Origin of the sequence: Kitasatospora sp. NPDC002965 (assembly GCF_040611255.1) — a bacterium.
Taxonomy (GTDB): domain Bacteria; phylum Actinomycetota; class Actinomycetes; order Streptomycetales; family Streptomycetaceae; genus Kitasatospora.
In genome coordinates this window covers 89,107-113,386 of the sequence record NZ_JBEXNT010000011.1, presented here as the reverse complement: position 1 = coordinate 113,386, position 24,280 = coordinate 89,107, and the positions used below count along the sequence as shown (strand labels likewise).

23 protein-coding genes and 3 tRNA genes are annotated in these 24,280 nt (G+C 74.2%); 11 read left to right on the top strand and 15 right to left on the bottom strand.

What is annotated here, in order from left to right:
• From ABZY91_RS07630 to crcB (ABZY91_RS07610), 5 genes are all read right to left on the bottom strand, one after another.
• The coding region (locus ABZY91_RS07630; RefSeq protein WP_355400564.1) for a DEAD/DEAH box helicase at positions 1-1,930 on the bottom strand (1,930 nt) is incomplete at its 3' end.
• Positions 1,931-2,152: 222 nt separating this feature from the next.
• Positions 2,153-3,040, bottom strand: a complete 888-nt coding sequence (locus ABZY91_RS07625; protein WP_355400562.1) for a hypothetical protein — start codon at positions 3,038-3,040, stop codon at positions 2,153-2,155.
• A 209-nt stretch (positions 3,041-3,249) separates the two neighbouring features.
• Positions 3,250-3,624, bottom strand: coding sequence for a fluoride efflux transporter CrcB (gene crcB, locus ABZY91_RS07620; protein ID WP_355400560.1), 375 nt, complete (start codon positions 3,622-3,624; stop codon positions 3,250-3,252).
• Positions 3,621-4,007 carry a DUF190 domain-containing protein gene (locus tag ABZY91_RS07615; protein ID WP_355400581.1) on the bottom strand — a complete coding sequence of 129 codons (387 nt, stop codon included), beginning with the start codon at positions 4,005-4,007 and terminating at the stop codon, positions 3,621-3,623. The genes crcB (ABZY91_RS07620) and ABZY91_RS07615 overlap by 4 nt, the downstream gene beginning before the upstream one ends.
• A gap of 62 nt (positions 4,008-4,069) precedes the next feature.
• Positions 4,070-4,561, bottom strand: a complete 492-nt coding sequence (crcB, locus tag ABZY91_RS07610) for a fluoride efflux transporter CrcB (protein ID WP_355400558.1) — start codon at positions 4,559-4,561, stop codon at positions 4,070-4,072.
• A gap of 70 nt (positions 4,562-4,631) precedes the next feature.
• Here crcB (ABZY91_RS07610) and ABZY91_RS07605 point away from each other — a divergent pair, with 70 nt between their 5' ends.
• The 4 genes from ABZY91_RS07605 to ABZY91_RS07590 all read left to right on the top strand — a co-directional run bounded on the left by ABZY91_RS07605 (position 4,632) and on the right by ABZY91_RS07590 (position 5,443).
• Positions 4,632-4,973: a metallopeptidase family protein gene (locus ABZY91_RS07605; RefSeq protein WP_329884514.1), complete on the top strand. Its 342-nt coding sequence runs from the start codon at positions 4,632-4,634 to the stop codon at positions 4,971-4,973.
• Between the two features lie 166 nt (positions 4,974-5,139).
• Positions 5,140-5,212, top strand: a tRNA-Glu gene (locus ABZY91_RS07600).
• Positions 5,213-5,268: 56 nt separating this feature from the next.
• Positions 5,269-5,342: transfer RNA gene (locus ABZY91_RS07595), tRNA-Asp, on the top strand.
• Between the two features lie 27 nt (positions 5,343-5,369).
• Positions 5,370-5,443: transfer RNA gene (locus ABZY91_RS07590), tRNA-Phe, on the top strand.
• A 208-nt stretch (positions 5,444-5,651) separates the two neighbouring features.
• Here the strand turns inward: ABZY91_RS07590 and ABZY91_RS07585 are convergent.
• The 5 genes from ABZY91_RS07585 to ABZY91_RS07565 all read right to left on the bottom strand — a co-directional run bounded on the left by ABZY91_RS07585 (position 5,652) and on the right by ABZY91_RS07565 (position 10,437).
• Positions 5,652-6,449 (bottom strand): HNH endonuclease, encoded by a 798-nt coding sequence (locus ABZY91_RS07585; protein ID WP_355400556.1) that lies wholly within the window; start codon positions 6,447-6,449, stop codon positions 5,652-5,654.
• 408 nt (positions 6,450-6,857) lie between these two features.
• Positions 6,858-7,814, bottom strand: a complete 957-nt coding sequence (locus ABZY91_RS07580; protein ID WP_355400554.1) for a hypothetical protein — start codon at positions 7,812-7,814, stop codon at positions 6,858-6,860.
• Positions 7,811-8,332 (bottom strand): SigE family RNA polymerase sigma factor, encoded by a 522-nt coding sequence (locus tag ABZY91_RS07575; protein WP_329949115.1) that lies wholly within the window; start codon positions 8,330-8,332, stop codon positions 7,811-7,813. The genes ABZY91_RS07580 and ABZY91_RS07575 overlap by 4 nt, the downstream gene beginning before the upstream one ends.
• Positions 8,333-8,482: 150 nt before the next feature.
• A complete protein-coding gene (locus ABZY91_RS07570) occupies positions 8,483-9,829 on the bottom strand; it encodes an FAD-binding oxidoreductase (protein WP_355400551.1) in 1,347 nt (448 codons plus the stop codon).
• 224 nt (positions 9,830-10,053) lie between these two features.
• Positions 10,054-10,437 (bottom strand): VOC family protein, encoded by a 384-nt coding sequence (locus ABZY91_RS07565; protein WP_329949113.1) that lies wholly within the window; start codon positions 10,435-10,437, stop codon positions 10,054-10,056.
• 117 nt (positions 10,438-10,554) lie between these two features.
• Between ABZY91_RS07565 and ABZY91_RS07560 the strand changes: the two genes are divergently transcribed.
• The 7 genes from ABZY91_RS07560 (at position 10,555) to pcaB (ending at position 19,180) form a co-directional block, all read left to right on the top strand.
• On the top strand, positions 10,555-11,289 hold the full coding sequence (locus tag ABZY91_RS07560) for a TetR/AcrR family transcriptional regulator (protein WP_355400549.1): 735 nt from the start codon (positions 10,555-10,557) through the stop codon (positions 11,287-11,289).
• 65 nt (positions 11,290-11,354) lie between these two features.
• Entirely contained in the window at positions 11,355-11,819 is a 465-nt protein-coding gene (locus ABZY91_RS07555; RefSeq protein WP_329884526.1) for a GNAT family N-acetyltransferase, read from the top strand.
• A 293-nt stretch (positions 11,820-12,112) separates the two neighbouring features.
• Positions 12,113-12,568: an SRPBCC family protein gene (locus tag ABZY91_RS07550; protein WP_329949111.1), complete on the top strand. Its 456-nt coding sequence runs from the start codon at positions 12,113-12,115 to the stop codon at positions 12,566-12,568.
• Between the two features lie 231 nt (positions 12,569-12,799).
• Positions 12,800-14,380, top strand: coding sequence for a class I adenylate-forming enzyme family protein (locus ABZY91_RS07545; protein ID WP_355400547.1), 1,581 nt, complete (start codon positions 12,800-12,802; stop codon positions 14,378-14,380).
• Positions 14,377-15,657 carry an FAD-dependent monooxygenase gene (locus tag ABZY91_RS07540; protein WP_355400545.1) on the top strand — a complete coding sequence of 427 codons (1,281 nt, stop codon included), beginning with the start codon at positions 14,377-14,379 and terminating at the stop codon, positions 15,655-15,657. Before ABZY91_RS07545 ends, ABZY91_RS07540 begins: the two co-directional genes overlap by 4 nt.
• Positions 15,654-17,696, top strand: a complete 2,043-nt coding sequence (locus ABZY91_RS07535) for an FAD/NAD(P)-binding protein (protein WP_355400543.1) — start codon at positions 15,654-15,656, stop codon at positions 17,694-17,696. The genes ABZY91_RS07540 and ABZY91_RS07535 overlap by 4 nt, the downstream gene beginning before the upstream one ends.
• The gene (pcaB, locus tag ABZY91_RS07530) at positions 17,693-19,180 is read left to right on the top strand and encodes a 3-carboxy-cis,cis-muconate cycloisomerase (RefSeq protein WP_355400541.1); all 1,488 of its coding nucleotides are present in this window, start codon (positions 17,693-17,695) and stop codon (positions 19,178-19,180) included. Before ABZY91_RS07535 ends, pcaB begins: the two co-directional genes overlap by 4 nt.
• 115 nt (positions 19,181-19,295) lie before the next feature.
• Here pcaB and ABZY91_RS07525 read toward each other — a convergent pair whose 3' ends face one another.
• The 5 genes from ABZY91_RS07525 to ABZY91_RS07505 all read right to left on the bottom strand — a co-directional run bounded on the left by ABZY91_RS07525 (position 19,296) and on the right by ABZY91_RS07505 (position 24,247).
• Positions 19,296-20,735 carry an aldehyde dehydrogenase family protein gene (locus ABZY91_RS07525; protein WP_355400539.1) on the bottom strand — a complete coding sequence of 480 codons (1,440 nt, stop codon included), beginning with the start codon at positions 20,733-20,735 and terminating at the stop codon, positions 19,296-19,298.
• Positions 20,735-21,847, bottom strand: a complete 1,113-nt coding sequence (locus tag ABZY91_RS07520) for a phenazine antibiotic biosynthesis protein (protein ID WP_329884539.1) — start codon at positions 21,845-21,847, stop codon at positions 20,735-20,737. Before ABZY91_RS07520 ends, ABZY91_RS07525 begins: the two co-directional genes overlap by 1 nt.
• 23 nt (positions 21,848-21,870) lie before the next feature.
• Positions 21,871-22,296 carry a DUF4440 domain-containing protein gene (locus ABZY91_RS07515; protein ID WP_329949106.1) on the bottom strand — a complete coding sequence of 142 codons (426 nt, stop codon included), beginning with the start codon at positions 22,294-22,296 and terminating at the stop codon, positions 21,871-21,873.
• Positions 22,297-22,301: 5 nt separating this feature from the next.
• Entirely contained in the window at positions 22,302-23,105 is an 804-nt protein-coding gene (locus tag ABZY91_RS07510; protein ID WP_329949105.1) for an arylamine N-acetyltransferase, read from the bottom strand.
• Positions 23,106-23,224: 119 nt separating this feature from the next.
• Positions 23,225-24,247: a ketoacyl-ACP synthase III gene (locus tag ABZY91_RS07505; protein WP_355400536.1), complete on the bottom strand. Its 1,023-nt coding sequence runs from the start codon at positions 24,245-24,247 to the stop codon at positions 23,225-23,227.
• Positions 24,248-24,280 lie beyond the last annotated feature (33 nt).

The following is a 24,280-nucleotide window of genomic DNA, read 5'->3' as shown; positions in this document are numbered from 1 at the left end:
GGCGGCCACCGCGGTCGTCACGGTCACGGTTGAAGGACGGACGGTCCCCACGGTCACGGTTGAAGCCGCCACGGTCGTCACGGTCACGGTTGAAACCGCCGGGGCGGCCACCGCGGTCGTCACGGTCACGGTTGAAGGACGGACGGTCCCCACGGTCACGGTTGAAGCCGCCACGGTCGTCACGGTCACGGTTGAAACCACCGGAGCGGCCACCGCGGTCGTCACGGTCACGGTTGAAGGACGGACGGTCCTCGCGGAACGCGGGGCGCTCGCTGCGCGCCTCGCGGTGCGACGGCGCGCGCTCCTCGGTCACCGCGGGGGTCGCGGCCGGCTCGGTCACGGCGGTCTCGCCGGTGGTCACGGCCTCGCCCTCGGCCTCGGCGGCCGGGGCCTCGTCCACGATGCCCAGGTCGGCACGCTCGCGCGCGGCCCGCGCGGACAGCCGGTCGGCCTCGTCGCGCAGCTCGGCGGCGCGACGCTGGGCGCGCTCCAGCTGGCGGCCCATGTCGGCGACCTCGCGCTCGGCGGCACCGGCGATGTTCGCCGCGCTCTCCGCCTGGACCTCGACCAGCGAACGGGCGCCGGTGATCCGGGCCACCTCGGGGTCGAAGGCGTGGTCCAGGATGTGGCGGCCGGCGTCGACGCCCGCGTCCTCCATCAGGCGGAAGACGCCGCGGCGCTGGTGCGGCAGCACCAGGGTGACGACGGTGCCGGAGCGGCCGGCACGGGCGGTGCGGCCCGAGCGGTGCAGGTAGTCCTTGTGGTCACCGGCCGGGTCGACGTTGAGAACCAGGTCGATGCCGTCGACGTGGATGCCTCGCGCGGCGACGTCGGTGGCGACGACGACGTTGACGTAGCCGTCCTTGAAGTCGCCGAGGACCCGGGTACGGGCGCCCTGGGTCATGCCGCCGTGCAGCGCGTCGGCCTTCACACCGGCCTCGACGAGCTGCTCGGCGACGCGGTCGGCGCCCATCTGGGTGCGGACGAAGATGATCGTGCGGCCCTTGCGGGCGGCGATCGCGTTGGTGATCGGCGCCTTGTCCTTGGGCTTCACCACGAGGATGTGGTGGGTCATGGTGGTCACCGCGCCGGCCGACGGGTCGACCTCGTGGGTGACCGGGTTGTTCAGGTAGCGCTTGACCAGGGTGTCGATCTCGTTCTCCAGGGTGGCGGAGAACAGCAGGCGCTGGCCGCCGGCCGGCACCTGGTCGAGGATCTCGGTGACCTCGGGCAGGAAGCCCATGTCGGCCATCTGGTCGGCCTCGTCGAGGACGGCGACCTGGACGTCGGCGAGCTTGGCGGAGCCGCGGTTGATCAGGTCGCGCAGGCGGCCGGGGGTGGCGACGAGGACGTCGACGCCGCGCTCCAGCGCGTAGATCTGGTTGGACATCGAGGTACCGCCGCAGACCACCTTGAGCCGCAGGCCGAGCACCGAGCCGAAGGGCTCCAGGGCGTCGGCGACCTGCATCGCCAGCTCACGGGTCGGGACGAGGATCAGGCCGCGCGGGTGCTTGGCACGGGTGCGCTCGCCGGCGGCGAGGCGGGTCAGCAGCGGCAGGCCGAAGCTGAGGGTCTTGCCGGAGCCGGTGCGGCCGCGGCCCAGCACGTCCTTGCCGGCCAGCGCGTCCGGGATGGTCGCGGCCTGGATCGGGAACGGGGTGGTGACGTCACGCTTGGCGAGGGCGCGGACGATGTCGTCCGGCAGGCCCAGGTCGCCGAAGGTGAGGGTGGGCTCGGCGGGCTCCTCGGCGGTCTCGACCGCGTCGGTGTCGGCGGCCTCGACCTCGTCGACGGCGGCGATCAGCTCGGCGTCGGCCTCGACGACCGGCTGGGCGGCGTCGAGGGAGTCGGTGGTCGGCTCGGTGGTGGTGGCATCGGCGGCGGACTCGCTCGCAGGCATGGCGAAGCGGGCGTCGTCAACGAGAGACATCTAAAACCTTCCGGAAGTGGCACGCGCCAAAGTCCGGGGTTCTGTTTCACAACCGCCTCTATGCGGTCAGCCACGGATCGCCGGAACGCGCCAAGGGCGCCAGGTGAGTTAGGGCGCCAGTCAAATGGATCAAACGAACGATCTACCACCATAGACGAACCTCGGGATCAAAGGCAAATGCGCTGACCGGACCTGGGAACCGGAGCCCGGCCGCACGCGCCACTACCCTCCGGTCCCCGCACTCGGCGCCGACGAGGCCGTCACAGCGGGTGACGGCACCGGCGCCGGGGTGGCGGTCGGCGCGGGCGTGGTGTGCCCGGGCTCCGGCGAGGCGGGCGGCCGGGCACTCGGGCTCGCGGCCGGGGTGGATGCCGCCGAGCCGCCGGAACGGCCGTCGCCGGGGCCCGCGCCCGTCCCGGTGGTGGCCCCGGTGCCCCCCGTGGTGTGTCCCGTCCCCGCGGTCCCGCCCACGCCGCCCGCCGCACCGCCCGCGGTCGCACCGGAGCCCGCGTGGGGCGCCGGGCTGACGCTCGCGCCCCCGGCCGAGCCGCTCACGCCGGGCGCGGACTCGCCGGGCGCACCGGCCGGTACCGGCTCCGCGCCGGCAGGTGCGCCGTTCGCGTCGCTCAGATCACCCGTCACGACGGGCTGCTCGCCCACGGCCGGGCCGAGGCCGCCGCCCGGCGCGTTCTGCCCCTGCACGCTCCCCGCACGCTCCGGCCGCCCCGAGGCACCGCCCTGGTGCCCGCCGGCCGTCGGCGAGGCCGACGGGCCGGACCCCGGCCTGGCCGCCGTCCCCGCCTGGCCGACCGGCACCGCACCGTGCTTCTCGTCCGCCCCGGGCCCCACCGACATGCACCCGGTCAGCCCCAGCCCGGCCACCGCCAGCACCGCCGCCGCCCGCACCACCCCGGTCCGGACCGCCGCCGTGCGCGGCTCGGCCCGCCGCTCCGCGAGCGACCGCACCACCGCCGCCGGGCGCCCGGACTCCGCCGGTTCCCTCGCCGGGATCCCGGCCGCCGACGGCTCCGCCGGCCGCCCCTCCCGAGCGCCCGTCTCCCGCTCCGTACGCACCGCACGGACCGCACGCATCGCACGCTTCGCCGCCACCGCGCTCCCTCTCCTGACCCCGCCCCGGGCGGACCGCCCACCCACCGCGCGCGGCCACCATTTCTGGTGCCCAACGCGCGCCCCCGGCGCACGGACACGGACCGGCCCACCGGAAGCACCCGAACGAGCGCCGCTCCCGCCCCCGGGTCCGAACGGGCGTGCCCCGACCGGACCCGCGACCGCCCCAGGACGCCCCGCTCGCCGGGCGATCAGCCCCAGAGCGCCGAGGCCAGGCCAGCCCCCGCGTAGACCGCCGCCAGGCCCACCACGACGCTGCCCACGACGTTGGCCAGCGCGTACCGCCCGGCCCCGCCCTCCGCCAGCCGCAGCGTCTCGTACGAGAAGGTCGAGTACGTGGTCAGCGCCCCGCAGAACCCCGTCCCGACCAGCAGCCGGACGTGCGAGGACGCGGCACCGGCCGCCACCGCGCCGGTCAACAGCCCCAGCACCAGGCAGCCGGCCGCGTTCACGGTGAACGTCCCCCACGGGAACACCGAGTCGTGCCGGGACTGCACCACCCGGTCGGTCAGGTACCGCAGCGGCGCACCGACCGCCGCGCCCGCCACCACCGGCAACCAGTTCACGCCCCGGCCTCCCCGGCTTCGCCGCGCGAACCCGCCGCGCCGTCCGCGGACGGCCCGCCGCGGCCCGCGTACCGGACCACCTCGCACCGGTCCAGCAGCACCAGCCCCTCCCTCACCAGCCCGTCCAGCTGCGGCAGGAAGGCCCGCACCCGCTCCTCCGCGTCCACGATCACCACCGCCACCGGCAGGTCCTCGCTCAGCGACAGCAGCCGCGCCGTGTGCACCAGGGACGACGCCCCGAAACCCTCGATCCCCCGGAACACGCTCGCCCCGGCCAGCCCGGCGGCCCGCGCCCGGTGCACGATCTCGCTGTACAGCGGGCGGTGCCGGCAGCGGTCGTTCTCGCCGACCAGCACCGTCAGCCGCAGCGCCTCCCCGCCCAGCCGCGACGACGCCGGACCTCGCCCCTGATCCGCCCCCGGTTCCGGTTCCGGCCCCCGCCCCGTCACGCCGACCTCCCCGCGCCGTGCCGGACCAGACGGCGCGTCACCCGGGACGCCCCCCAGACCGCCACCAGCGCCGCCACCGGCGTCCCGCCGAGGTAGGCCAGCCCGAGGCCCGGCCGTCCCTCCTCCAGCAGGCCGCGGATGTCCACCGCGTACGTCGAGAAGGTCGTGAACCCGCCCAGCACGCCGGTCCCGAAGAACGGCCGCAGCAACGGGTGCGCCGGACGGCCCTCGGTGACCACCACCAGGAAGACCCCGATCACCGCGCACCCGGCCACGTTGACCAGCAGCGTGGTCCACGGGAACGCCGCCGTCCCGGTCGGCCACAGCAGCCCGGCCCCGTACCGGGCCGCCGCCCCCAGCGCCCCGCCGACCGCCACCACCGCCACCGCCGGCCCCTGCCCGCGCAGCGCCGACGGCCGCCGCGGGACCACCGTCCGCGACGGGTCTCCCACCGGGCCGTCCGGCACCACGCCCTCCGAGGTCGCCATGAGCCCATGAAACACCGCCGTCGACCGCCTGGCACACCGTCACCCCAGACCCGACAATGATCCGGTGGAGATGACCCGGGAAGACTTCGAGGTACTGGTCAGCGATGCGCTCGACCAGATCCCCCCGCAGCTCGCGGCCATGATGGACAACGTCGCGGTCTTCGTCGAGGACGAACCCGACCCCGCCGACCCCGAGCTCCTCGGCCTGTACGAGGGCACCCCGCTCACCGAACGCGGTGAGTGGTACGCCGGCGTGCTGCCGGACCGGATCCTCGTCTACCGGGGACCGACCCTCCGCCTCTGCGACAGCCGCGAGCAGGTCGTCGACGAGGTCCGCACCACGGTGATCCACGAGGTCGCCCACCACTTCGGCTTCGACGACCACGAGCTCGACGAACTCGGCTGGTCCTGAGCCCGCACCCCGACCGCACGCCGCTCGCACCCCGACCGCACCCGGGCCGGACCGCCCCACCGGCGCCCCACCGCCCACCTGGCCGAAACCCGTTTTGGCGATCCGCCCGGCATCCCATATGCTTCTCGACGTCCCCGAACGCTGGAGACAGCGGGACAGGCCGCAAGCCCTCATCGTCTAGTGGCCCAGGACGCCGCCCTTTCAAGGCGGTAGCACGGGTTCGAATCCCGTTGGGGGCACGCAGTACCGTAGTACAGTGCAGTAAGGCAAGACCTGGTGGAGCGACACCACCTCAGGTCCCGTGGAGCAGTTGGTTAGCTCGCCACCCTGTCAAGGTGGAGGTCGCGGGTTCAAGTCCCGTCGGGATCGCTCGTCTCGCAAGAGACGGTGCAGTACGGCCAGGTAGCTCAGTTGGTACGAGCGTCCGCCTGAAAAGCGGAAGGTCGCCGGTTCGACCCCGGCCCTGGCCACCGTACTGGGAAGGCCCCGGAGAGTTCACTCTCCGGGGCCTTCTGCATGCCTCGTACGCCTACCCGTACGCCAACGGCTCAGGAGAGGCTGAACAGCGGTGCTCAGATCTCGATAGCGCGCGGGGAGGCTCCACCGCAGGTTCGAATCCCACCGCTACCGCCAGCAACGAAGGGCCACGACCGGAAGCGGTCGGGCCCTCCGGCGTCCTCAGCTCTGACCGACGTCGCCGTGACCAGAGAACTCCGCGACCGACGCCACGGGCTGGGAGCAGATCAGGTCCTTCAGCTGTCGCGGTGTGAGCCAGGGCGACTGCCGGTGGATCATCCGGTGGCAGTTCGAGCAGATCAGGGCGAGGTCGTCGAGCCGTACCCGGCCCTCACCTGCCACGTGCAGCGGCACGATGTGGTGGCACTCGATGTAGCCATCGCCGCGCACCCCGTACGTCCTCGCGAAGTCGAATCCGCAGGCTTCACAGGCCAGCGGGCCACTCCGGCGGGCACGGGCGATCTTCTCCTTGCGGAGCTTCTGGTTGCGCTCTCGCCGCAGGTGGAGCTGGAGCAGCAGCCTGCCCTCCAGGGCGCTGAGTTCCTCGGACTCCGCCCCGTCCAGCTGCGGGAGATCACGGAGGTCGCCGGCGGCCACGGCCTCACGGAGGGCCCGCGCGTGCGCGGCCATCTCCTGCGGCCGCTGGTCGAATGCCTCCAGCGCCTTGATCACGCCCACTCCGCCCTTGGTGCTCTTCCGGTTCGGGTCACGGGCGGTCTCGAAGTCCAGCATCTTGCGGCCGACACCATTGCTGTTGCGGAACTTCGGGCCCCGCGCGGCCGGGGGATGGATCGGGAGCGCTTGGAGGATCGCCACCATCTCCTCGACCCTCGGGTCGCCCTCACGGGCGTGAATCTGCTTCCAGCCGTTGCGAGCGACCAGGTCGCAGACGAGGACCAGCTCGTCCCAGGCCCAGTCCGGGTCCGATCGAGGTCTGTCCGGCGCGGAAGGAGGTGTCATGGGGTCGAGGATAGGAGCGCGGTAGGACAACACGGGACGACTTTTCGAACGGCATCGGGAAGAAGTGCTTCGAGCCTGTGCGCGCTGTGAAGGAAGGCACGGCAGTGGATGGAGGCCCACGCGTCCCAGGGTGGAACGCACAGTGACTGGCCACCGCTGCTGCACACGGCTTGAGGATCCCGCCGCCGAGAGACAACCACCGATTTCCCCGCCGGTAGCCAGTCGTAACCCACTCGATCCAGGGCCTGCTCGCATGGTGTTCTTCGCCCAAGCCTCCGCTTGGGCGAAGAACACCACGCGCAGCAGCCGTGGCGGCCCGTCCGGGGGTTCCGGGCTGCGCGCTCCGGTACCCGGGGCGGTGGACCGCTCCGACCACAGGACCCGCGCACCCGGCCCCGGACGGGCGGCTCAGCCCTTCTGGGCCGCGTAGAGGGTGCCGTCCGCGAGGTAGAGGCTGACCCGGTACTTGGACGAGGTGCCGTCGGCGGCGACCCAGCGGACGGGCGAGTCGCCGAGGGTCACGACGGCGGGCCGGGTGACGGTGCCGTCGGCCCACTTCACCTCGGCGTAGGAGACCTCGGGGGCGACCGTGAAGAAGCCGACCTCGGGGGCGCCGTAGAACGGGTCGTCGGTGCCGTTCTTGGCCCAGGCGTGGAAGGCGGCGCCGCCGGTGACGTCCTCGACCCCGCCGGGCGGGGTCGAGCCGGGCGGAGGGGTGCCCCAGAACGGGACGGCGCCCCGGACGGGCTGCTCGCTCGCCACCGACCGCGAGATCCGCTTGCCGTCCACGATCAGGGAGAAGACCACCTGGTCGTGGTCGGCGTGCCGGTACTGGTCGACGTAGTCCTGGGTCGGCGGGGAGTCGGTGGAGCCCGCCGCCTTGTCCTCCTCCCAGATCAGCCGGGCCTGCTGGAGGGCCTGTTCCTTGGAGACGGCCGGCCAGAGGGCCGCCCAGGCGGTCCACGGCTTGCCGTCCTTGGTGCCCGACGCCATCTGCACCCGGACCGGGGTGAACGGGTCCCGGGGGGCGGGCGGGGCGGTCTGGGTGGGTGTGGCGGCCGGAGCCTGTCCGGGGCCCGCCGCGGGCGAGAGCGGCGCGGACGCCGCGATCAGCGGCCCGGTCCGGGACGACGGGCCGGGGCCGCCGTTGACGGCCGCGACGCCGCCGACGGCCGCGACCACGGCGAGCGCCGTCGCCCCCGTCAGCAGGGACCGCCGCCGCATCACCCTGCGGCGTCCTCCGGCCTGGACGGCGGTGTACGGCACGGGGCCGATCTGCACCGTCTCCGCCAGTCCGGAGAGCTCCCGGACCACCGCCCCCGTTCCCTCGACCGCTCCGGCCGACCCTGTTTCGTCGCGGTTCACGCCGCACCTCCGATGCTCGTCCTGGTGTTGAGTGAGGAGAGCTCGCGCAGCTTGGCGATCCCCTTCGACGCCTGGCTCTTGACCGTGCCCACGGAGCAGCCCATGGCGGCGGCGGCCTGGGACTCGCTGAGGTCCTCCCAGTACCGGAGCACCACCGCCTGGCGCTGCCCGGGGGGCAGCGTGCCGAGCGCCTCCAGCAGCGCCGCCCGGTCGTCGACCCGTCCGAAGCCGTCCGGGCCGGACTGCTCGGGGACGGCGGTGACCAGCCGCTCGGGAAGCTTCCGCCGGAACCGGCGGGCGTGTTCGTTGATCAGGATCCGGCGCACGTACGCGTACGGATCGTCGGCCCGGGTGACCTTCCCCCAGGCCGCGTACGTCCGTTCCAGTGCCGTCTGGACCAGGTCCTCCGCCAGGTAGCGCTCCCCCGACAGCAGGAACGCCGTGCGCATCAGACGTGGCCAGGCACCGGTCATGAACGCGTTGAACTCGAAGTCCCGCTCGGCCTTCTTGGCTCCCATGAGTACCTCCTCGCCCTCCCAGAGCCCGGGACGGCGGTGAACCGTTGCCCGGCGAGGAAGGACGAGGAGAAACGTACGTCGTGGCGGCCGGACGTCGGCCGGCGGCACCGCGCGGCCGGACGTCAGGCGGCGGGCGTCAGGCGGCGGGCGTCAGGCGGCGGGCGGGATGTTGAAGTTCAGGCGGAAGAGGTTCCCCGGGTCGTAGACGGCCTTGAGTTCGGTGAGCCGCCGGTGGACGTCCTCGGGGTAGGCGGTGCGGACGGTCGCCGGGTCGGCGGCGTCGAAGCCGAAGAAGTTGGCGAAGGCCCCGCCGGTGGACCACGGGCCGAGGCGTTCGTGCAGGGTGCGGTGGGCGGCGCGCAGGTCGTCGAGCCGGCCCGGTTCGATCAGGCTGGTGGAGAAGGCGAGGTAGCCGGCGTCGCGGCCGCCGACCGCGTTCGGCACGGCCGGCTCGCGGGAGTAGGCGCCGCCCTGGAGGCGGATCTCGACGATCAGCGGACTGTCCGTGTCCGGCCCGGCGAGGTCGAGGAGGGTGTCCACCGCCTCGGGGGCGAGTTCCCGCAGCGCGGTGTTGCGGTCGTACGCGGGGTGCGCGAACGGCGGTTCGTGGTGGATGGTGCCGGCGTCCTGGAACGGCAGCTCGCGCACGGTGTCGAGCAGCGGGGTGCCGAGGGCGCGCAGCGGCTTGACCAGGTCCTCGCCCTGGTCGGCGGGGCCGCTCCAGGCGACCCGGAGGACGGCGGCGTACCGGCCGCGGAGCGGTTCGGGCAGCACGGGCAGGTCGGGGTAGCGGATCAGCTGGGCGGAGGTGGCGAGCTCCTCGGGAACCGTCCGGCTCCACTCGGCCCAGCCGTGCAGCGCGGCGGCGGCGGACTCGGCGGGGAAGTAGAGGCCGCCCCCGAACAGGGTCGCGACCGGGACGAGGTCGATCTCCATGGCGACGACGACGCCGAAGTTGTCCTTGCCGCCGCGCAGGGCCCAGAACAGGTCGGGCTCGGTGTCGGGCGTGGCGGTGCGCAGCCGGCCGTCGGCGGTGACCACGTCGAGGCGGCGGACGTGGTCGGCGGCGTACCCGTAGCGGCGGCCGAGCAGGCCGATGCCGCCGCCGAGGGTGTAGCCGACCGCGCCGACGTCGGGGTTGGAGCCGCTGAGCGGGGCGAGGCCGTGCGGTGCGGCGGCGGCGAGCACCTCGTGCCAGCGGACGCCGGCCGCGAGGGTGGCGGTGCGGGCGTCCGGGTCGACCGTGACGCCCTTCAGCCCCGCCGTGCTGATGACGAGCTGGCCGTCGGTGGGGACGGAGATGCCGTGGCCGGTGGCGCGGACGGCGACCGCGAGGCCGTGCTCGTCGGCGTACCGGACGGCGGCCGCGACGTCGGCGGTGTCGGCGGCGGCCACCACCAGTGCGGGGTGGTGGTCCAACGCGAGGTTGTAGCCGGTCCGTTGGGCGTCGTAGTCGTCATCGCCCGGCCGGTACACCGGCCCTGTGGTCTCGATCATGCCGGGAGGCTAACCCGGTCGCGGGCGGAGCAATCCCGTCCGCATCCGCTCTCTGTCAGGTCGGCCCGGAAGGCTTGCTGACGGAGCGTCACCATCGGCCGCGCGGTGAGGGACCCGGGAGGGGGGCGGGCCGGGGTGGCCGCCCGCGACGAGGACCGTCGCGGGCGGCGGGACCCGGCCGCGGCCTCCCCCCGGGGCCGCGGCCGGGCCGTCCGTCGCGGGCCTCAGCGGCCGGCGTCGGAGGCGCGGGTCATGATCTCCAGGTTGTGGCCGCTGGGGTCCTCGAAGTAGGCGCCGCGCCCGCCGTACCAGTCGTTGGTGCGGCCGGCGTGGCGGTGGAACGGGTCGGCCCAGAAGGTGAGCCCGCGGGCCCTGACCCGGTCGAGGATCTCGTCGAACTCCGTGTCGTCGACCAGGAAGGCGTAGTGCCCGGTGGTGATCGGGCCGTCGACCCGCATGACGTCGAGCGCGACGTCGTTGCTGAGCCGGACGATCTGGAAGGGCTCGCTGTAGACCGGGTCGGCGAGGCCCAGGATGTCGGCGAGGAAGCGCGCGGACTCCTTGTCGTCGCGCGCCGGAACGATCGTGTGGTTCAGCTGAACGGCCATGGAACGCTTCCCTCCGGGTGGTTCTGGACGTGCCACCGAGCGTAGGACTTCAAGTCCGCTTCACCTCAAGCATGTCGTAAACTACACGATGTAGTGCACTGCAAGGAGGTTATTCCGATGGTCGAACAGACCGCGACGGCACCGGTTTCGGCCACGCCGGACGCCACGGCGGCCCAGGCCGCCCCGGCGACACCGGCCGCTCAGGCCGCTCAGGCCGCCGGTCACCGCGGCATGCCGGAGAAGCGGGTGGCCATCGCCCGCGCCGCGCGCACCGTGTTCGGCCGGGAGGGCTTCACCCGCACCAGCGTGGACGCCATCGCCGCCGAGGCCGGCGTCTCCAAGCGGACCATCTACAACCACTTCGCCGACAAGGAGCAGCTGTTCCAGTCGGTGATCCTGGAGGGCGCCTCCACGGTGGCCGCCACCCAGGCGAAGATCGCCGACCGCCACCTGCGGAAGATCGTCGACCTGCGCGGCGACCTGATCGACTTCGGCCTGGACCGGGTCGGGTCGCTGACCACCTTCGCCGAGCACTGGGCCCTGGTCCGGACGATCGAGGCCGAGGCCCTGCACATCCGCCCGGCCGTCCTGGAGGCCTGGCAGGAAGCCGGGCCCCGCGAGACGCACCGGGTGCTCACCCACTGGATGACCGAGTTCGCCGACCGCGGGCTGCTGCTGGTGCCGGACCCGGACGAGGCGGCCCGCCACCTCAACCTGCTGACCTTCATCGCCGTCGCCCAGCCCACCTTCTACGGCGCGATCCCGATGCCGGCGGAACGGATCGCCGAGGTCGTGGCGAGCGGGGTGACGGCGTTCCTCAAGGTGTACCGCGCCACCGGAGCGACCACGTGACCGGACGGACCACGCCGACCGCTCGACCGCTTCACCAGCACGTGAGCACGTGACCGCTTGACCGTTTGACCGTCGAAGCCGCCAGGGGGGCCGCGCAGATGGAACTGACCGTCGTCGACGTCGTACCGGGAACGCCTGCGCTGACCCGCGACGTCGCACCGCTGATCGGCGCGCTGCGGCCGGCGCTCGGCCCGGACGGGTTCGTCGCGTTCGCCACCGAGGCGCACGGCCAGGGGCTGGTGTTCACGGCCGCGTACGACGCCCGCGGGCGCTGTCTGGCGGTGGCCGCGCACCGGGTGCTGGCCACCAGCCGGGGGCGGCTGTTCTTCGTCGACGACCTGGTGACCGCGCCCGAGGCCCGGTCGACCGGGGTCGGCGGGCGGCTCTTCGCGGTCCTCCGGGAGCGGGCCCGGGCCGCCGGCTGCGTGCGGATCGAGCTGGACTCGGGGACGGCCAACCACGGCGCGCACCGCTTCTACCACGCGCACCGGATGGCCGTGACCGCCCTGCACTTCGGCCTGGAGGTGTAGCCCGGCGGGTCGCGGCACAGGTGGCGGGGCAGGTCACGAGCCGCCCCGCCCCGACCCGACCCGCCCCGCGTGCGCCGGGAGCGTACCGGGGCCGCCACCCGCCGCCCGACCGGCCGGCCGCTGATCTGTCAGGTCCACCACCGGACTTGACGGACCCGCCGGGCGACCTTTGACCCTCCCGCACGCCGCCGCCCAGGATTCCGGCCATGGGAGAAAACACCGCAGAAATCGCGCCCCTTTTCGCATCCCGCGCCGAGCTCCGGATTTCCGCCGGACCGGCCGAGGTCTATTCGGTGATCAGCGACCTCCCGCGCAGCGGCGAGTGGAGCCCGGAATGCCAGGGCGGCAGCTGGATCTCCGGCGAGCCCGGAGCGGTCGGTTCGGTGTTCCGCGGCGAGAACCTGCGCAGCCCGGACGTGGTCTCCTGGGCGCCGGTGGTCCGCGGCACCTGGTTCACCCACGCCGAGGTGCTCGCGGCAGACCCGGGCCGGACCTTCCGCTGGGCCATGCGGGACAGCGGCGGACGGGCCCAGGACAGCGTCTGGGCCTTCGACATCGAGGCCGACGGCGACGGCAGCCTGCTGGTGCACCACTTCAGGATGGGCACCGCCACCGAGGGGATCCGCGGGATCACCGCGGAGATGGACGCGGACGCGAAGCGTCGGTTCTTCGCCGAGTGGGGCGAGAAGGTGGCCGGGGACCTCGGCGTGACCCTGGAGCGGATCAAGCAGGTCGTCGAGAAGGGCTGACGGAGCCCGGGGGCCGTTCGCGGCACATCCCGGCCGCCGTCCCGGCCGCCGTCCCCGACACCCCGCCCGGCCGCTCACTGCAGCCTTCCCGGCCGCCTCCCCACACCCCTCCCGGCCGCCTTCCCGGCCGTCTCCGGCCTCCGTGTGTCTGTGCACACCTCTGAACAGCGCTTGAAATGCCTTTCGATCCCCCCCTGAAAGAAAACCCGAAACCCACGAGAGGGCGGAACGGTGCTACTTCAGCGCATTGCCAACCGGGGCATCCGGCTGGGCACGCTCTTCGAGCGGGCCGCCGTCCGGAACGGCGCGAACGTGGTGATCCTCGACCACGACCTCGACATCGCCCCCGACCTGGGGCGGCGGGCCACCGTCGCCGAGATCGCCGACCTGGTCGACGACTTCGCGTCCCGGCTCTGGGCCGCCGGGGTCCGCCCGGGCCGCCGGGTGGTGGTCTACAAGTCGAACAGCTTCGACATCACCCTGCTCGCCTGCGCGGTGGCACGGACCGGCGGCGTCCCGGTGCTGCTGTCCCCGAAGCTGGACGGCGAGACCGTCGCCGAACTGATCCGCCGCACCGACGAGCCGTTCCTCGTCACCGACCAGGAGAAGCTCGAACAGGAGCTGCCCGGCGAGGTGTTCGGACTGGCGCACACCGTCCTGCTGACCAAGGGCGGCCACCCCGACGGGATCGGGCTGGCCGGGCTGGCCGGCTCGCCCCGGATCGCGCCGGTGACCATGCCGCCGGAGCACCCGACGCTGATCACCCACACCTCCGGCACCACCGGTACGCCCAAGCTGGCCGTCCACACCGGCCGGACCCTGGAGGCCCGGTACCGCCCGCAGGCGACCGTCGTCCGGCCGCTGGTCCCCGGCCGCGAGACGATCGCGATGCACGTCTCCTTCGTCCACTCGCGGCTGATCACCGCCCTGGCGATCTCGCTGTTCCGCGGCTTCCCGATCCTGGTGCTGGCCGACTCGGACCCCCGGCACGTCGGCGACCTGTTCGCCCGGCTGCGGCCGGGGATCCTGGAGGCGCACCCCAACTCCTTCATGGAGTGGGAGGAGCTGGCCGAGGACCCGCGCCGCCCGCTGGCCAACGTCAAGCTGTTCTCCTCCACCTTCGACGCCATCCACCCGCGCACCGTGCAGACCATGCTGAACGCCTCGGCGCGCCGCGCCCCGGTGTTCGGCCAGCTGTACGGGCAGAGCGAGGTCGGTCCCGCGGTGGTCCGGTCCTTCTCGAAGCGGCGCGGCCCGGACGCGGACGGCCGGTGCGTGGGCATGCCGTTCCCGGGCTTCACCGACGTCAGGGTGGTCAGCCGGAACGGCGCGCCGCCGTCGGCCGAGAACCCGGGGTTCATCGAGGTGCGCAGCGACGGCCGGATCGTCACCTACCTCGGTGAGCAGGAGCGGTACGACAAGCAGGTCAACGACGGCTGGTGGCGGATGGGTGACGTCGGCTACCGCACCCGGTGGGGCTGTGTGCACCTGCTGGACCGCGAGGTCGACGTGATCGAGGGCTTCGGCTCCACCCTGGCGGCCGAGGACACCCTCTTCGCCCGGCTGGCCGACCTGGCCGAGGTGGTCATCATCCCCGGGCCGGACGGGCGGCCGGTCCCGGTCGTCTGCACCAAGGACGACCGCCCGCTCGACCGCACCGCCTGGCGGGCCGCGGCGGCGGGCCTGCCCCCGATGGCCGACCCGGTGCAGTGGAAGCTCGGCGAGCTGCCCGCCACCGCCACGACCAAGATCAAGCGGCTGGAGCTGGCCCGCCGGCTGGCAGCCGCCGAGGACGGCGGGGCGGGCCGATGAGCGCGCTCCCCGAGCGGGACGGGCGACCCCCGGCCGCGCCCCCCGGCACGCTCCCCGGGGCCCCGGCGACCGTCGTCGTGGTCGGCGGCGGGATCGGCGGCCTGGCCACCGCCCTGGCGGTCAGCCGGGCCGGCCACCGGGCCGTCGTCCTGGAACGGGCCCCCGAGTTCGCCGAGATCGGGGCCGGCATCCAGATCGCCCCCAACGGCATCCTCGCGCTGGAGCGGCTCGGCCTCGGCGACGCCGTCCGGGCGGCCGGTGTCCACATGGCCGAACTCCGCTTCATGGACGGCGTGACCGGCGAGCACGTCACCAGCCTGACGCTCACCGAGCGCTACCGGCGACGGTTCGGCAACCCGTACGTGGTGGTGCACCGCGCCGAACTGCACGGGCTGCTGCTGAAGGCGTGCCTGGCCGACGCGCGGATCGACCTGCGCGCCGCGACCGCCGTCACCGGCTACCGGCAGGACGGGCGCGGCGCCACGGCCCTGCTGGCCGGCGGCGGGACGGTCGCCGGGGACGCGCTGATCGGGGCGGACGGCATCCACTCGGCGGTCCGTGCCCAGCTGGTCGGCGACGGCGAGCCGAGGATCTCCGGGATCACCGTCTACCGGGCGATCGTCCCGATGGAGCGGGTGCCCGAGGAGCTGCGGCTGCCCACCTCGGTGACCTGGTGGGCGGGTCCGCACTGCCACTTCGTCCACTACCCGATCGCGGGCGGCGCCTTCCTCAACCTCGCCGCCTCCCGGGACAACGGCGCGACCGAGGCGATCGCCGGCGTGGCGGTCGGCGAGGAGCTGGTCCACGCCCAGCTGGCCGGTCTCACCGCGCCGGCCGCCCGCCGGCTGCTGGCCCTCGGCGAGGGCTGGCGGTCCTGGGTGCTGGTGGACCGCGACCCGGTGGACGGCTGGACCGACGGGCGGGTCGCGCTGCTCGGCGACGCCGCCCACCCGATGCTGCACTACGCGGCGCAGGGCGCCTGCCAGGCGCTGGAGGATGCCGTCCTGCTCGGCGAGTTGATGGTCCAGACCACCGAACTCACGGACACGCTCGAACGGTTCGCCGCCGAACGGCACGCCCGCACGGCGGCGATCCAGCGCGCGGCCCGCGAATCGGTCCGGCTCTGGCACCCGGCCGGGGAGGACGCGACGGCCCGAAACAAGCTGCTCGGCGGCCTCTCCGAGGACGAACTGCACGAGCACGTGGCCTGGATGCACGACATCCGGCCCTTTCCATCAATGGATCATCACAACTACGATGGCGAGCCGTGGGCATGATCGATCGCCATCTCCAGATCTGCGTCATCGGCGCAGGTCCGCGCGGCCTCTCGGTACTGGAGAGGCTCTGCGCCAACGAACGGAAGTCACCGGCCGGGTGCGCCGTCACCGTGCACGTCGTCGACCCGGCGGCGCCGGGGGCGGGCCGGGTCTGGCGCACCGACCAGTCCCGGCACCTGCTGATGAACACGGTCGCCTCGCAGATCACCGTCTACACGGACGACAGCGTCCGGGTGGAGGGGCCGATCGAACCCGGTCCGAGCCTCTACGAGTGGGCCACGTCCCTCTCCAAGGGCGAGCATCCGGGCGGGTACGACGAGCGGACCCTGGCCGAGGCCGCCGACCTCGGCCCCAACACCTACCCCACCCGGGCCTTCTACGGGCAGTACCTGAACGACGCCTTCCTCGCCGTGGTGGCCGGCGCCCCGCCGTCCATGACCATCCGCGTCCACCGCTCCCGGGCGGTCGCGATGGCCGACGCGCACGGCGTTCCCGGCGGGCCGCAGGGCGTCCGGCTGGAGGACGGCACCCGGCTCAACAAGCTGGACGCCATCGTGCTCGCCCAGGGGCACGTGTCGGCCCGGCTCACGCCCCGCGAGGCCCGCACCGCCAGCCTCGCGCGGATCCACCACCTGACCTACGTCACCCCCACCAACCCGGCCGACGTCCAGGTGGCCGTCCGGCCCGGTCAGACCGTGCTGCTGCGCGGCCTGGGCCTCAACTTCTTCGACCACATGGCGCTCTTCACCCTCGGCCGGGGCGGCCGCTTCGAACGGGTCGGCACCGGCCCCACCGACGAACGCCGGCCGGGCGACGGGCAACCGGGCGACGGCCAGCCGGGCGACGGGCAGCCGGAAGGCAGGCTGGTGTACCGGGCGTCCGGCACCGAGCCCCGGCTCTACGCCACCTCCCGGCGCGGCATCCCGTACCACGCGCGCGGCGAGAACGAGAAGGGCGCGTACGGCCGCTACCTGCCCCGGCTGCTCACCCCCGAGGTGATCGCCGAGCTCCGCGGGCGCGCCCGCCGGGGCGAGCCAGCCCGGTTCGCCACCGACCTGTGGCCGCTGATCTCGCGCGAGGTCGAGTCCGTCTACTACGGCGCCCTGCTCACCGCGAGGGGGCGCGGCGCCGAGCGCGAGGAGTTCACCGACCGGTTCCTGACCACCGACGACCCGGCCGGGCTGCTCGACGCCCACGGTGTCGAGGAGTCCGGGCGGTGGAGCTGGGAGCGCCTCTCCCGGCCCTACGCCGGACGCGAGTTCGCCGACCGCGCGGAGTTCCGCGACTGGCTGCTCGACTACCTGCGCCAGGACGTCGCCGAGGCCCGGGCCGGCAACCTGAGCGGCCCGCTCAAGGCCGCCCTGGACGTGCTGCGCGACCTGCGCAACGAGGTCCGGCTCGCGGTCGACCACAGCGGCCTGGAGGGCAGCTCGCACCGCGACGACCTGGAGGGCTGGTACACCCCGCTGAACGCCTTCCTCTCGATCGGCCCGCCGACCGAGCGGATCGAGCAGCTGATCGCCCTGGTCGAGGCCGGGGTGCTGGAACTGCTCGGCCCGGGCACCGAGATCCGCATCGACCCGGTGGACCCGGCCTTCACGGCGCACTCCGCCACCGTGCCGGGGGAGCCGGTCCGGGCCTCCGTGCTGATCGAGGCCCGGCTGCCCGAACCCGACCTGCGGCGCACCGACGATCCGCTGCTGCGGCACCTGCTGGAGACCGAGCAGTGCACCACGTACCGGATCGACGGGGAGCACGGGAACGGCTACGAGACCGGCGGCCTCGCCGTCACCGAGCGGCCCTACCGGCTGCTGGACGCCCGCGGACGGGCGCACCCGCGCCGGTTCGCGTACGGCATACCGACCGAGTCGGTGCACTGGGTGACCGCCGCGGGCATCCGCCCCGGCGTCGACTCGGTGACCCTCGGCGACTCGGACGCGATCGCCCGCGCGGTGCTGGCCCTGCCGCTGGTGTCCGAGGTGCCGGCCGAGGTGCGGCCCCAACCGGCCGAGACCGACCTGAGAGGTGTCGTGATATGACGGACAGCCACCTTCCGCCGCAGGAATCCGCGGCGAACGGGACCGGACCGCAGGAGACCGGACCGCACGGAACCGGACCGCAGGGGACCGGCGCGGAGGCCGACCAGGACTCCGGACTGCTCTCCCCCGTCCGCGCCGGCACCCCGGTCGAGCGGGCCGTCGGCGACCGGGCCTGGCTCCAGGCCATGCTGGACGCCGAGGCCGCGCTGGCCCGCGCCCAGGCGGGGCTCGGCACCGTCCCCGTCCCGGCCGCCGCCGCGATCACCGCGGCCGCCCGGGCCGAACGGTTCGACCTCCGGGCGCTGGCCCTGGCCTCCCGGGAGACCGCCAACCCCGTCGTCGGGCTGGTCCAGGCGCTGACCCGGGTGGTCGCCGCCGAGGACCCGGCCGCCGCCGAGTACGTGCACCGCGGTTCGACCAGCCAGGACATCTTCGACACCGGCGCGATGCTGGTGGCGGCCCGGGCGCTGCGGCTGGTCCGGGCCGACCTGGACCGCACCGCCCGGGCGCTCGCCGCGCTGGCCGCCGAGCACCGGGACACCGTGCTGGCCGGACGCACCCTGGCCCTCCAGGCGGTGCCGACCACCTTCGGCCTCAAGGCTGCCGGCTGGCGCCAGCTGGTGCTGGACGCCGACCGGCGGCTGGCGGCCGTCCTGGCGGACGGTCTGCCCGTCTCCCTCGGCGGCGCCGCCGGCACGCTGGCCGGCTACCTGGAGTACGCCCGGCTGGACGGCCCGGACCCGGCCGTCGACGCCGGTGCGTACCTCGACCGGCTGGTGGACGCGTTCGCCGCGGAGACCGGGCTGGCCCGCCCGGTGCTGCCCTGGCACGCGCTGCGCACCCCGATGGCCGACCTGGCCGCCGCCCTGGCCTTCACCGCCGGCGCGCTGGGCAAGATCGCGGTGGACGTGCAGTCGCTGACCCGGACCGAGGTCGGCGAGGTGGTCGAGCCGGCCGTGGCAGGCCGCGGAGCCTCCTCCGCGATGCCGCACAAGCGCAACCCGGTACTGGCCACCCTGCTGCGCAGCGCCGCGCTCCAGGTGCCGGTGCTGGCCGCCGGGCTGACCCAGTGCCTGGTGACCGAGGACGAGCGCTCCGGCGGCGCCTGGCACGCCGAGTGGCTCCTGCTGCGCGAGTGCCTGCGGCTGGCCGGCGGGGCCGCGCACACCTCGGTGGAGCTGGCCGAGGGGCTGCTCGTCCGGCCGGAGCGGATGCGGGCCAACCTCGGGCTCACCGGCGGGCAGCTGGTCTCCGAGCGGATCGCGGCCCGGCTGGCGCCGAAGCTCGGCAAGGCGGTGGCCAAGCAACTGCTCACCGAGGTCTCACTGACGGCGGACCGGGAGGGCCGTGCGCTGGCCGACGTCCTCGTCGAACAGGCCGAACTGGCAGGCCGGTTCACCCCGGCGGAGATCGCCGAACTGTGCGACCCGGCCGGCTACACCGGCGCGGCCGGCGCGCTGGTCGACCGGGCGGTCGGATCCTGACCTCCCGCGACCGCACGGGAAGGCCCCCCGCTCCCGGGGGGCCTTCCCGTGCCCGCGACCGCGTCGACCCGCGGCCGCCCGGTACCCCGACTGCCCGGTACCGCGTCCGCCGGGCTCAGTCCCGGATGACGGTCTTGGTCCGCATCAGGAACTCCCCCAGGTAGCCGTCGTGCGGCACCCCCGGCCGGAGCCAGTACGTCGGGTGGTCACCCCGGTAGACGTTGCTGATGCTCGGCTCCCGGAGCAGCCGGTCGAACAGCGCGTCGTCCCGGGTGATCGCGGTGAGCACCAGGGAGTTGCGCAGCGGCGCGACGCCCGCCTCCTGGCTCCACGGCGCCACCCAGACGCAGGGGAAGGCGAGCTCGATGCCCGCCTGCTCGGCGTCGGGCCGGTCCAGCTGGTGCACGGCGGGCCGCAGCACCGCGCTGCCGTCGCCGAGTTCGGCGACCACGCCGTCCCCGCCGAGCCAGGCCCGGGTGCCGGCCGCGCGGCGCAGCAGGAACGCCTCGATCGCCCGGGCCTCCGCCACCGGCTGCACGGAGAGCACCGCCTTCTCGTCCTCCGGCGGCAGGCTGGGGATGACGGCCAGCCGCTCGGCGATCGCCCGGGCGAGCGGCGCCGGGTCGCCCTCGATCAGGACGGCGGTGGCGTTGATGCAGGCGACGCCGCCCTGGTGGCTGATCGAGTCGACGATGGTGTCCAGGTGCGCGCGCCAGTCGGTGTCCGCGGTGACCAGGATCTTGGAACGGCCGGGGCCCTGCGGCAGGACGGTGCTGCCCGCGTACTTGCGGACCACCTCGTCGCCGCCGTAGACCATGCCGAGGTCGGCGCCGTTCAGGATCTCGTCGGCCGCCTCGTGGTCGGTGGGCAGCAGCATCACCTGGTCGGCGCCGAAGCCGGCCAGCCGCAGGGCGGTGACCAGCCGGTGCGGGGTGAGCGGCTCGCGCCGGGAGGGCCGGACGGCGACCCGGTAGCCGAGTGCCAGCGCCTCCAGCCAGAGTCCGTGCGGGCCCGGGTGGTTGCCGGCCGCGTGGACGGCGAAGACGTCGCCGCGCCTGGTCCAGACGGCGCTGCCGTCGAGGGTGGCGCCGTCCCGCCAGTCGCTCACCGAGCCGACCGGCTGGGCCCGGTGGGCGGCCCAGCCGGCCTTCCCGGCCGAGTCGGCGATGGACCGGACGGCGTCGCGCACGACGCCGATCGGCACCCCGGAGACCCGGGCCACGGCCCGCTGGTAGGCGGGGAGGTCGAGGCCGTCGATGGTCGCCTCGGTGAAGATCCGCCCGGCCCGGGCCAGCGCGGCGAACCGCTCGGCGGCCGGCAGGGACTCGGCGGCGTGCAGCGCCCGCATCGCCCGGGTGACGAACAGCCGCGGTACGAGGCTGAGTTCGGCGAACGGCGCACCGGTGACGTCGGCGACGACGGTCCGCCGGCGGGCCCGGAAGGGCTCGCCGGGGCCGAGCGCGTCCAGTTGCAGGAGCCCGGCGGGCTCCGGGGGCACGTCCGCCCCGTGGGGCCCCGGCTCCCGGGACCCGGCGGGCTGCAGCGGTCCGGTCATCAGTAGACCCCCTCGATCACGGTCTCGTTGTCGAACTCCCGGACCGGGGCGATGTCCGCCACCGAGTCGCCGAGCTGCCCGGGCAGCGGGGCGATCCTGGTGCCGAGGTCACGCTCCAGGTTGTTGGGCATGAGCAGGCTCTTGGAGACGTGGTGCATGACCACCTGGCCGCGTTCGCCGAAGTCGACCGTCCGGCCGGTCTCCGGGTCGATCACGCCGAAGCTCATGTACGGCGAGTACGGGTCGTAGACGCAGGGGTCGTCGTCGGTCAGCCCGTGCCGCTCGCTGGCGTTGCCGAGGATCATGGTCGAGCCGTAGCCGCTGTAGAGCACGGCGTCGGGGAAGATCTCGGTGCGGTACAGGTGGCGGGTGTCCGGGTCCATCTGGGTGCCGACCCAGTTGATCGCCCGGACCTTCTCGCCCACGAGCTTGGCGAGGCCGTCCCTGCGGGCGATCCGCTCCAGGACGGGCGGGGTGCACATCAGCACCCCGACGTCCTGGGTCTCCAGCAGGTAGGCGACCTGGTCGACGATGTGCTCGGCGTACGCGCCGGCCTCGGCGGCCCTGCCGTCGGAGATCAGCTTCTTCACCCAGCGCGGGTCGAGGTCGACGGTGAACGAGAGGCCGCCCCGGTAGGCGGTCTGGGCCTTGATGACGTCACCGACCATGTGCGGGCCGGTGGGCGCGACGACCAGCCAGTTGACGCCCTGCGGCACGCCGTGGCCGTCGAGCTGGGCGCTGGACCAGCCGAGCAGCCGGTCCAGCCAGTCGCGCAGCAGCACGATCCGCTTGGGCGCGCCGGTGGTGCCGCCGCTCTCGTAGACGCCGAGCACGTCGGGGCGGTCGCCGTAGCCGCGCGGGACGAGGTCCTCGACACGGGCGGTGCGCAGTTCGTTGGCGAGGTTGGGGAACTTCGCGAGGTCGGCGTGGGTGCGGACCTCGGTGAGCGGGTCGAAGCCGAGGGAGCCGGCCCTGGACAGCCAGAACGGGGAGCCGGTCGCGGGCGAGAAGTGCCAGCGCATGGCGGCGCGCAGGTACTCCTCGGGGTCGGGCACGGCGTCGAACGGGAGGTCCAGCACCGGGTCGGCGGCGGGATCGTCGACAGGAGACACAGCGGTCCTTCCAGGGGTGGGGTTCAGCGGTCGGTGCCGGGCGGGTTGTCGATGGCGTAGCGCCAGCGGCCGTCGGCGCCGCGCCGGGCGACGTCGGTGGCGGTGCCCTCGGACCGGAACGGCCCGTCCGGCCCCTCGCCCTCGATCAGGTAGTCGCCGATCAGCAGGGCGAGGTCGCCGTTCTCGTAGCAGTGCCGGAGGGTGATCCGGATCGGCAGGCCGAGGGCGAGGAAGCGGCCGGTCGCGGCGCGCCGGTCGTCGCCGGTCAGCGGGGTGCCGGGCCGGTCGACGAGGACCGCGCCGGGCTCGAAGAGCTCCTCGACGGCCGCCCGGTCGCCGGTGTTGAAGGCCGCGACGAAGGCGGCCGGCAACCGCGCCGGATCGGTGGGCGCCGGGTGCACCGGCTGCGCCGGTCGCCCGGTCGCGGTGCGGGGTTCGCTGGTGGTCATGGCGGTCATCCCGTCTGGACGCCGGCGGTGACGCCGCCGCCCGGCTGGTCGGGCAGCCGGTCCAGGCTGAACCCGAAGTGGGTCTTGTACGCCTCCAGGACGGCGGCGTCGCCGACGAACTCCTCGGTGGAGCGGTCGCTGCCGGCGACCGTGGAGAGCTGGTTGCCCTTGAGGGTGATCCGGCCGTCCTCGGTCCGCAGCGAGCAGAACACGTCCTGCAGGAAGGGGGATTCGGGCGCGGTGCGGTACCACCAGAGGGTCGGCCGGAAGTCCTCGATGCGGACCGGGCGGTCCTCCAGGCGGTACAGCGGCTTGCCGTTGAGCAGGACGTCGAAGCCGCCGCCCTCGACGTCGGCGAGCTGGAAGTCGCCGTCCGGGTCGTGCTGGACCTCGCGGGAGGCCAGGCGGAGCGGGCGCCGGCTGTTGCGGCCGAAGCCGGTGTCGACGAGCCACTGCTCGCCGTCGACGGTGACCCGCAGGGCCAGGTGGCACAGGGCCGCGCCGAGCGTGCCGCCGGGCCGGTGGACCCGGCCGGGGAGGATCTCGACCTGGTAGCCGAGGGCGGTGAGCAGGAACGAGAGGGCCGGGTTGACCTCGTAGCAGCCGCCGCCGCGGCGCTGGCGGACGATCTTGTCGAGGACCTGCTCGTCCATGTGGATCGGCTCGTCGAGGTGGTAGCCGAGGTTCTCGAACGGCACGGACAGCACGTGCCGCTCCTGGATGCGGGTGAGCGCGTCGAGGTCGGCCCGCTCGGGCCGTTCGGCGCCGATCCGGGCGAGGTACGCGTCCACCATGGCGTCGTCCAGCACGGTGATCTCCTTGTCGGTCGTTCGGTCGAACCGGGTGGGAAGGTGCGGGCGGTACGGACGGGGGGTGCTGAGAGGGGGTGCTGAGGGGGGAGAGCGGGGGCCGGCCCGGGCCGGGGCCGTCACCAGCGCAGCAGGGCGAGGCCGATCGCCATGCCGCCGCCGAAGCCGGCCAGCAGCACCAGGTCCCCGGGGGAGAACCGGCCGGCCCGGGCGGCCCGGTCGAGGGTGACGGCGATCGAGGCCGAGCCGGTGTTGCCGTACTCCTCGACCGTGGTGCACGTCCGTCCGACGGGGATGCCGAGCCGGTCGGCCAGGTCCGCGAGCAGCAGCCCGTTGGCCTGGTGCGGGACGAAGCCCGCCAGGTCCCCGGGGGTGACCCCGGCGTCGGCCAGGAAGGACCGGACCGCCTCCGGGAGCCGGGTCTCGACGAACTCGCGCACGCCGCGGCCGTCCATCCGGAACCAGTGCAGGCCCTGGGCGAGGGTGTCGGCGCTGGCGGGCAGCCGGCTGCCACCGGCCGGGACGCCGATCAGTCCGCGGTCGGCGCCGAACCCGGCCAGCCGCCCGGCGAGCAGGCCCCGGCCGGGTGCCGGGGCCGGGCCGAGCACCACCGCGCCGGCGCCGTCGCCGAACAGCACCGCGGTCCGGCGGTCGGTGGGGTCGAGGATCCGCGAGTAGACGTCGGTGCCGACCACCAGCGCGTACCCGGGGGCGGCGTCGCCGAGCATCCGTTCGGCGGCGGTGAGGGCGAAGACGAAGCCGCTGCAGACCGCGTTGACGTCGAAGGCCGCGGTGCCGGGGGCGGCGCCGAGCCGGTCGGCGACCACGCTGGCGGTCGGCGGCTGCGGGGAGTCGGGGGTGGAGGTGGCGACCATGATCAGCGCGAGGTCGGCCGGGTCCACCCCGGCGTCCGCCAGCGCCGCCCGGCCGGCCGCCACCGCGAGGTCGCTGGCGGCCTGGTCGGGCCCGGCGCGGCGGCGCCGGACGATTCCGGTCTTCCGGGCGATCCATTCCCCGGTGACACCGGCCGGGGCGGCGGCCTCGGAATTGCTCACCACCCGGGCCGGCAGGTACGAGCCGGTTCCCAGGACGGCGACTCCCGTGTGCGTGCGACCCTTCCCGGGAATTCCCGTCGTTATCATCCTTGTCCCCTCGATCGGATCGGACACCGGGCT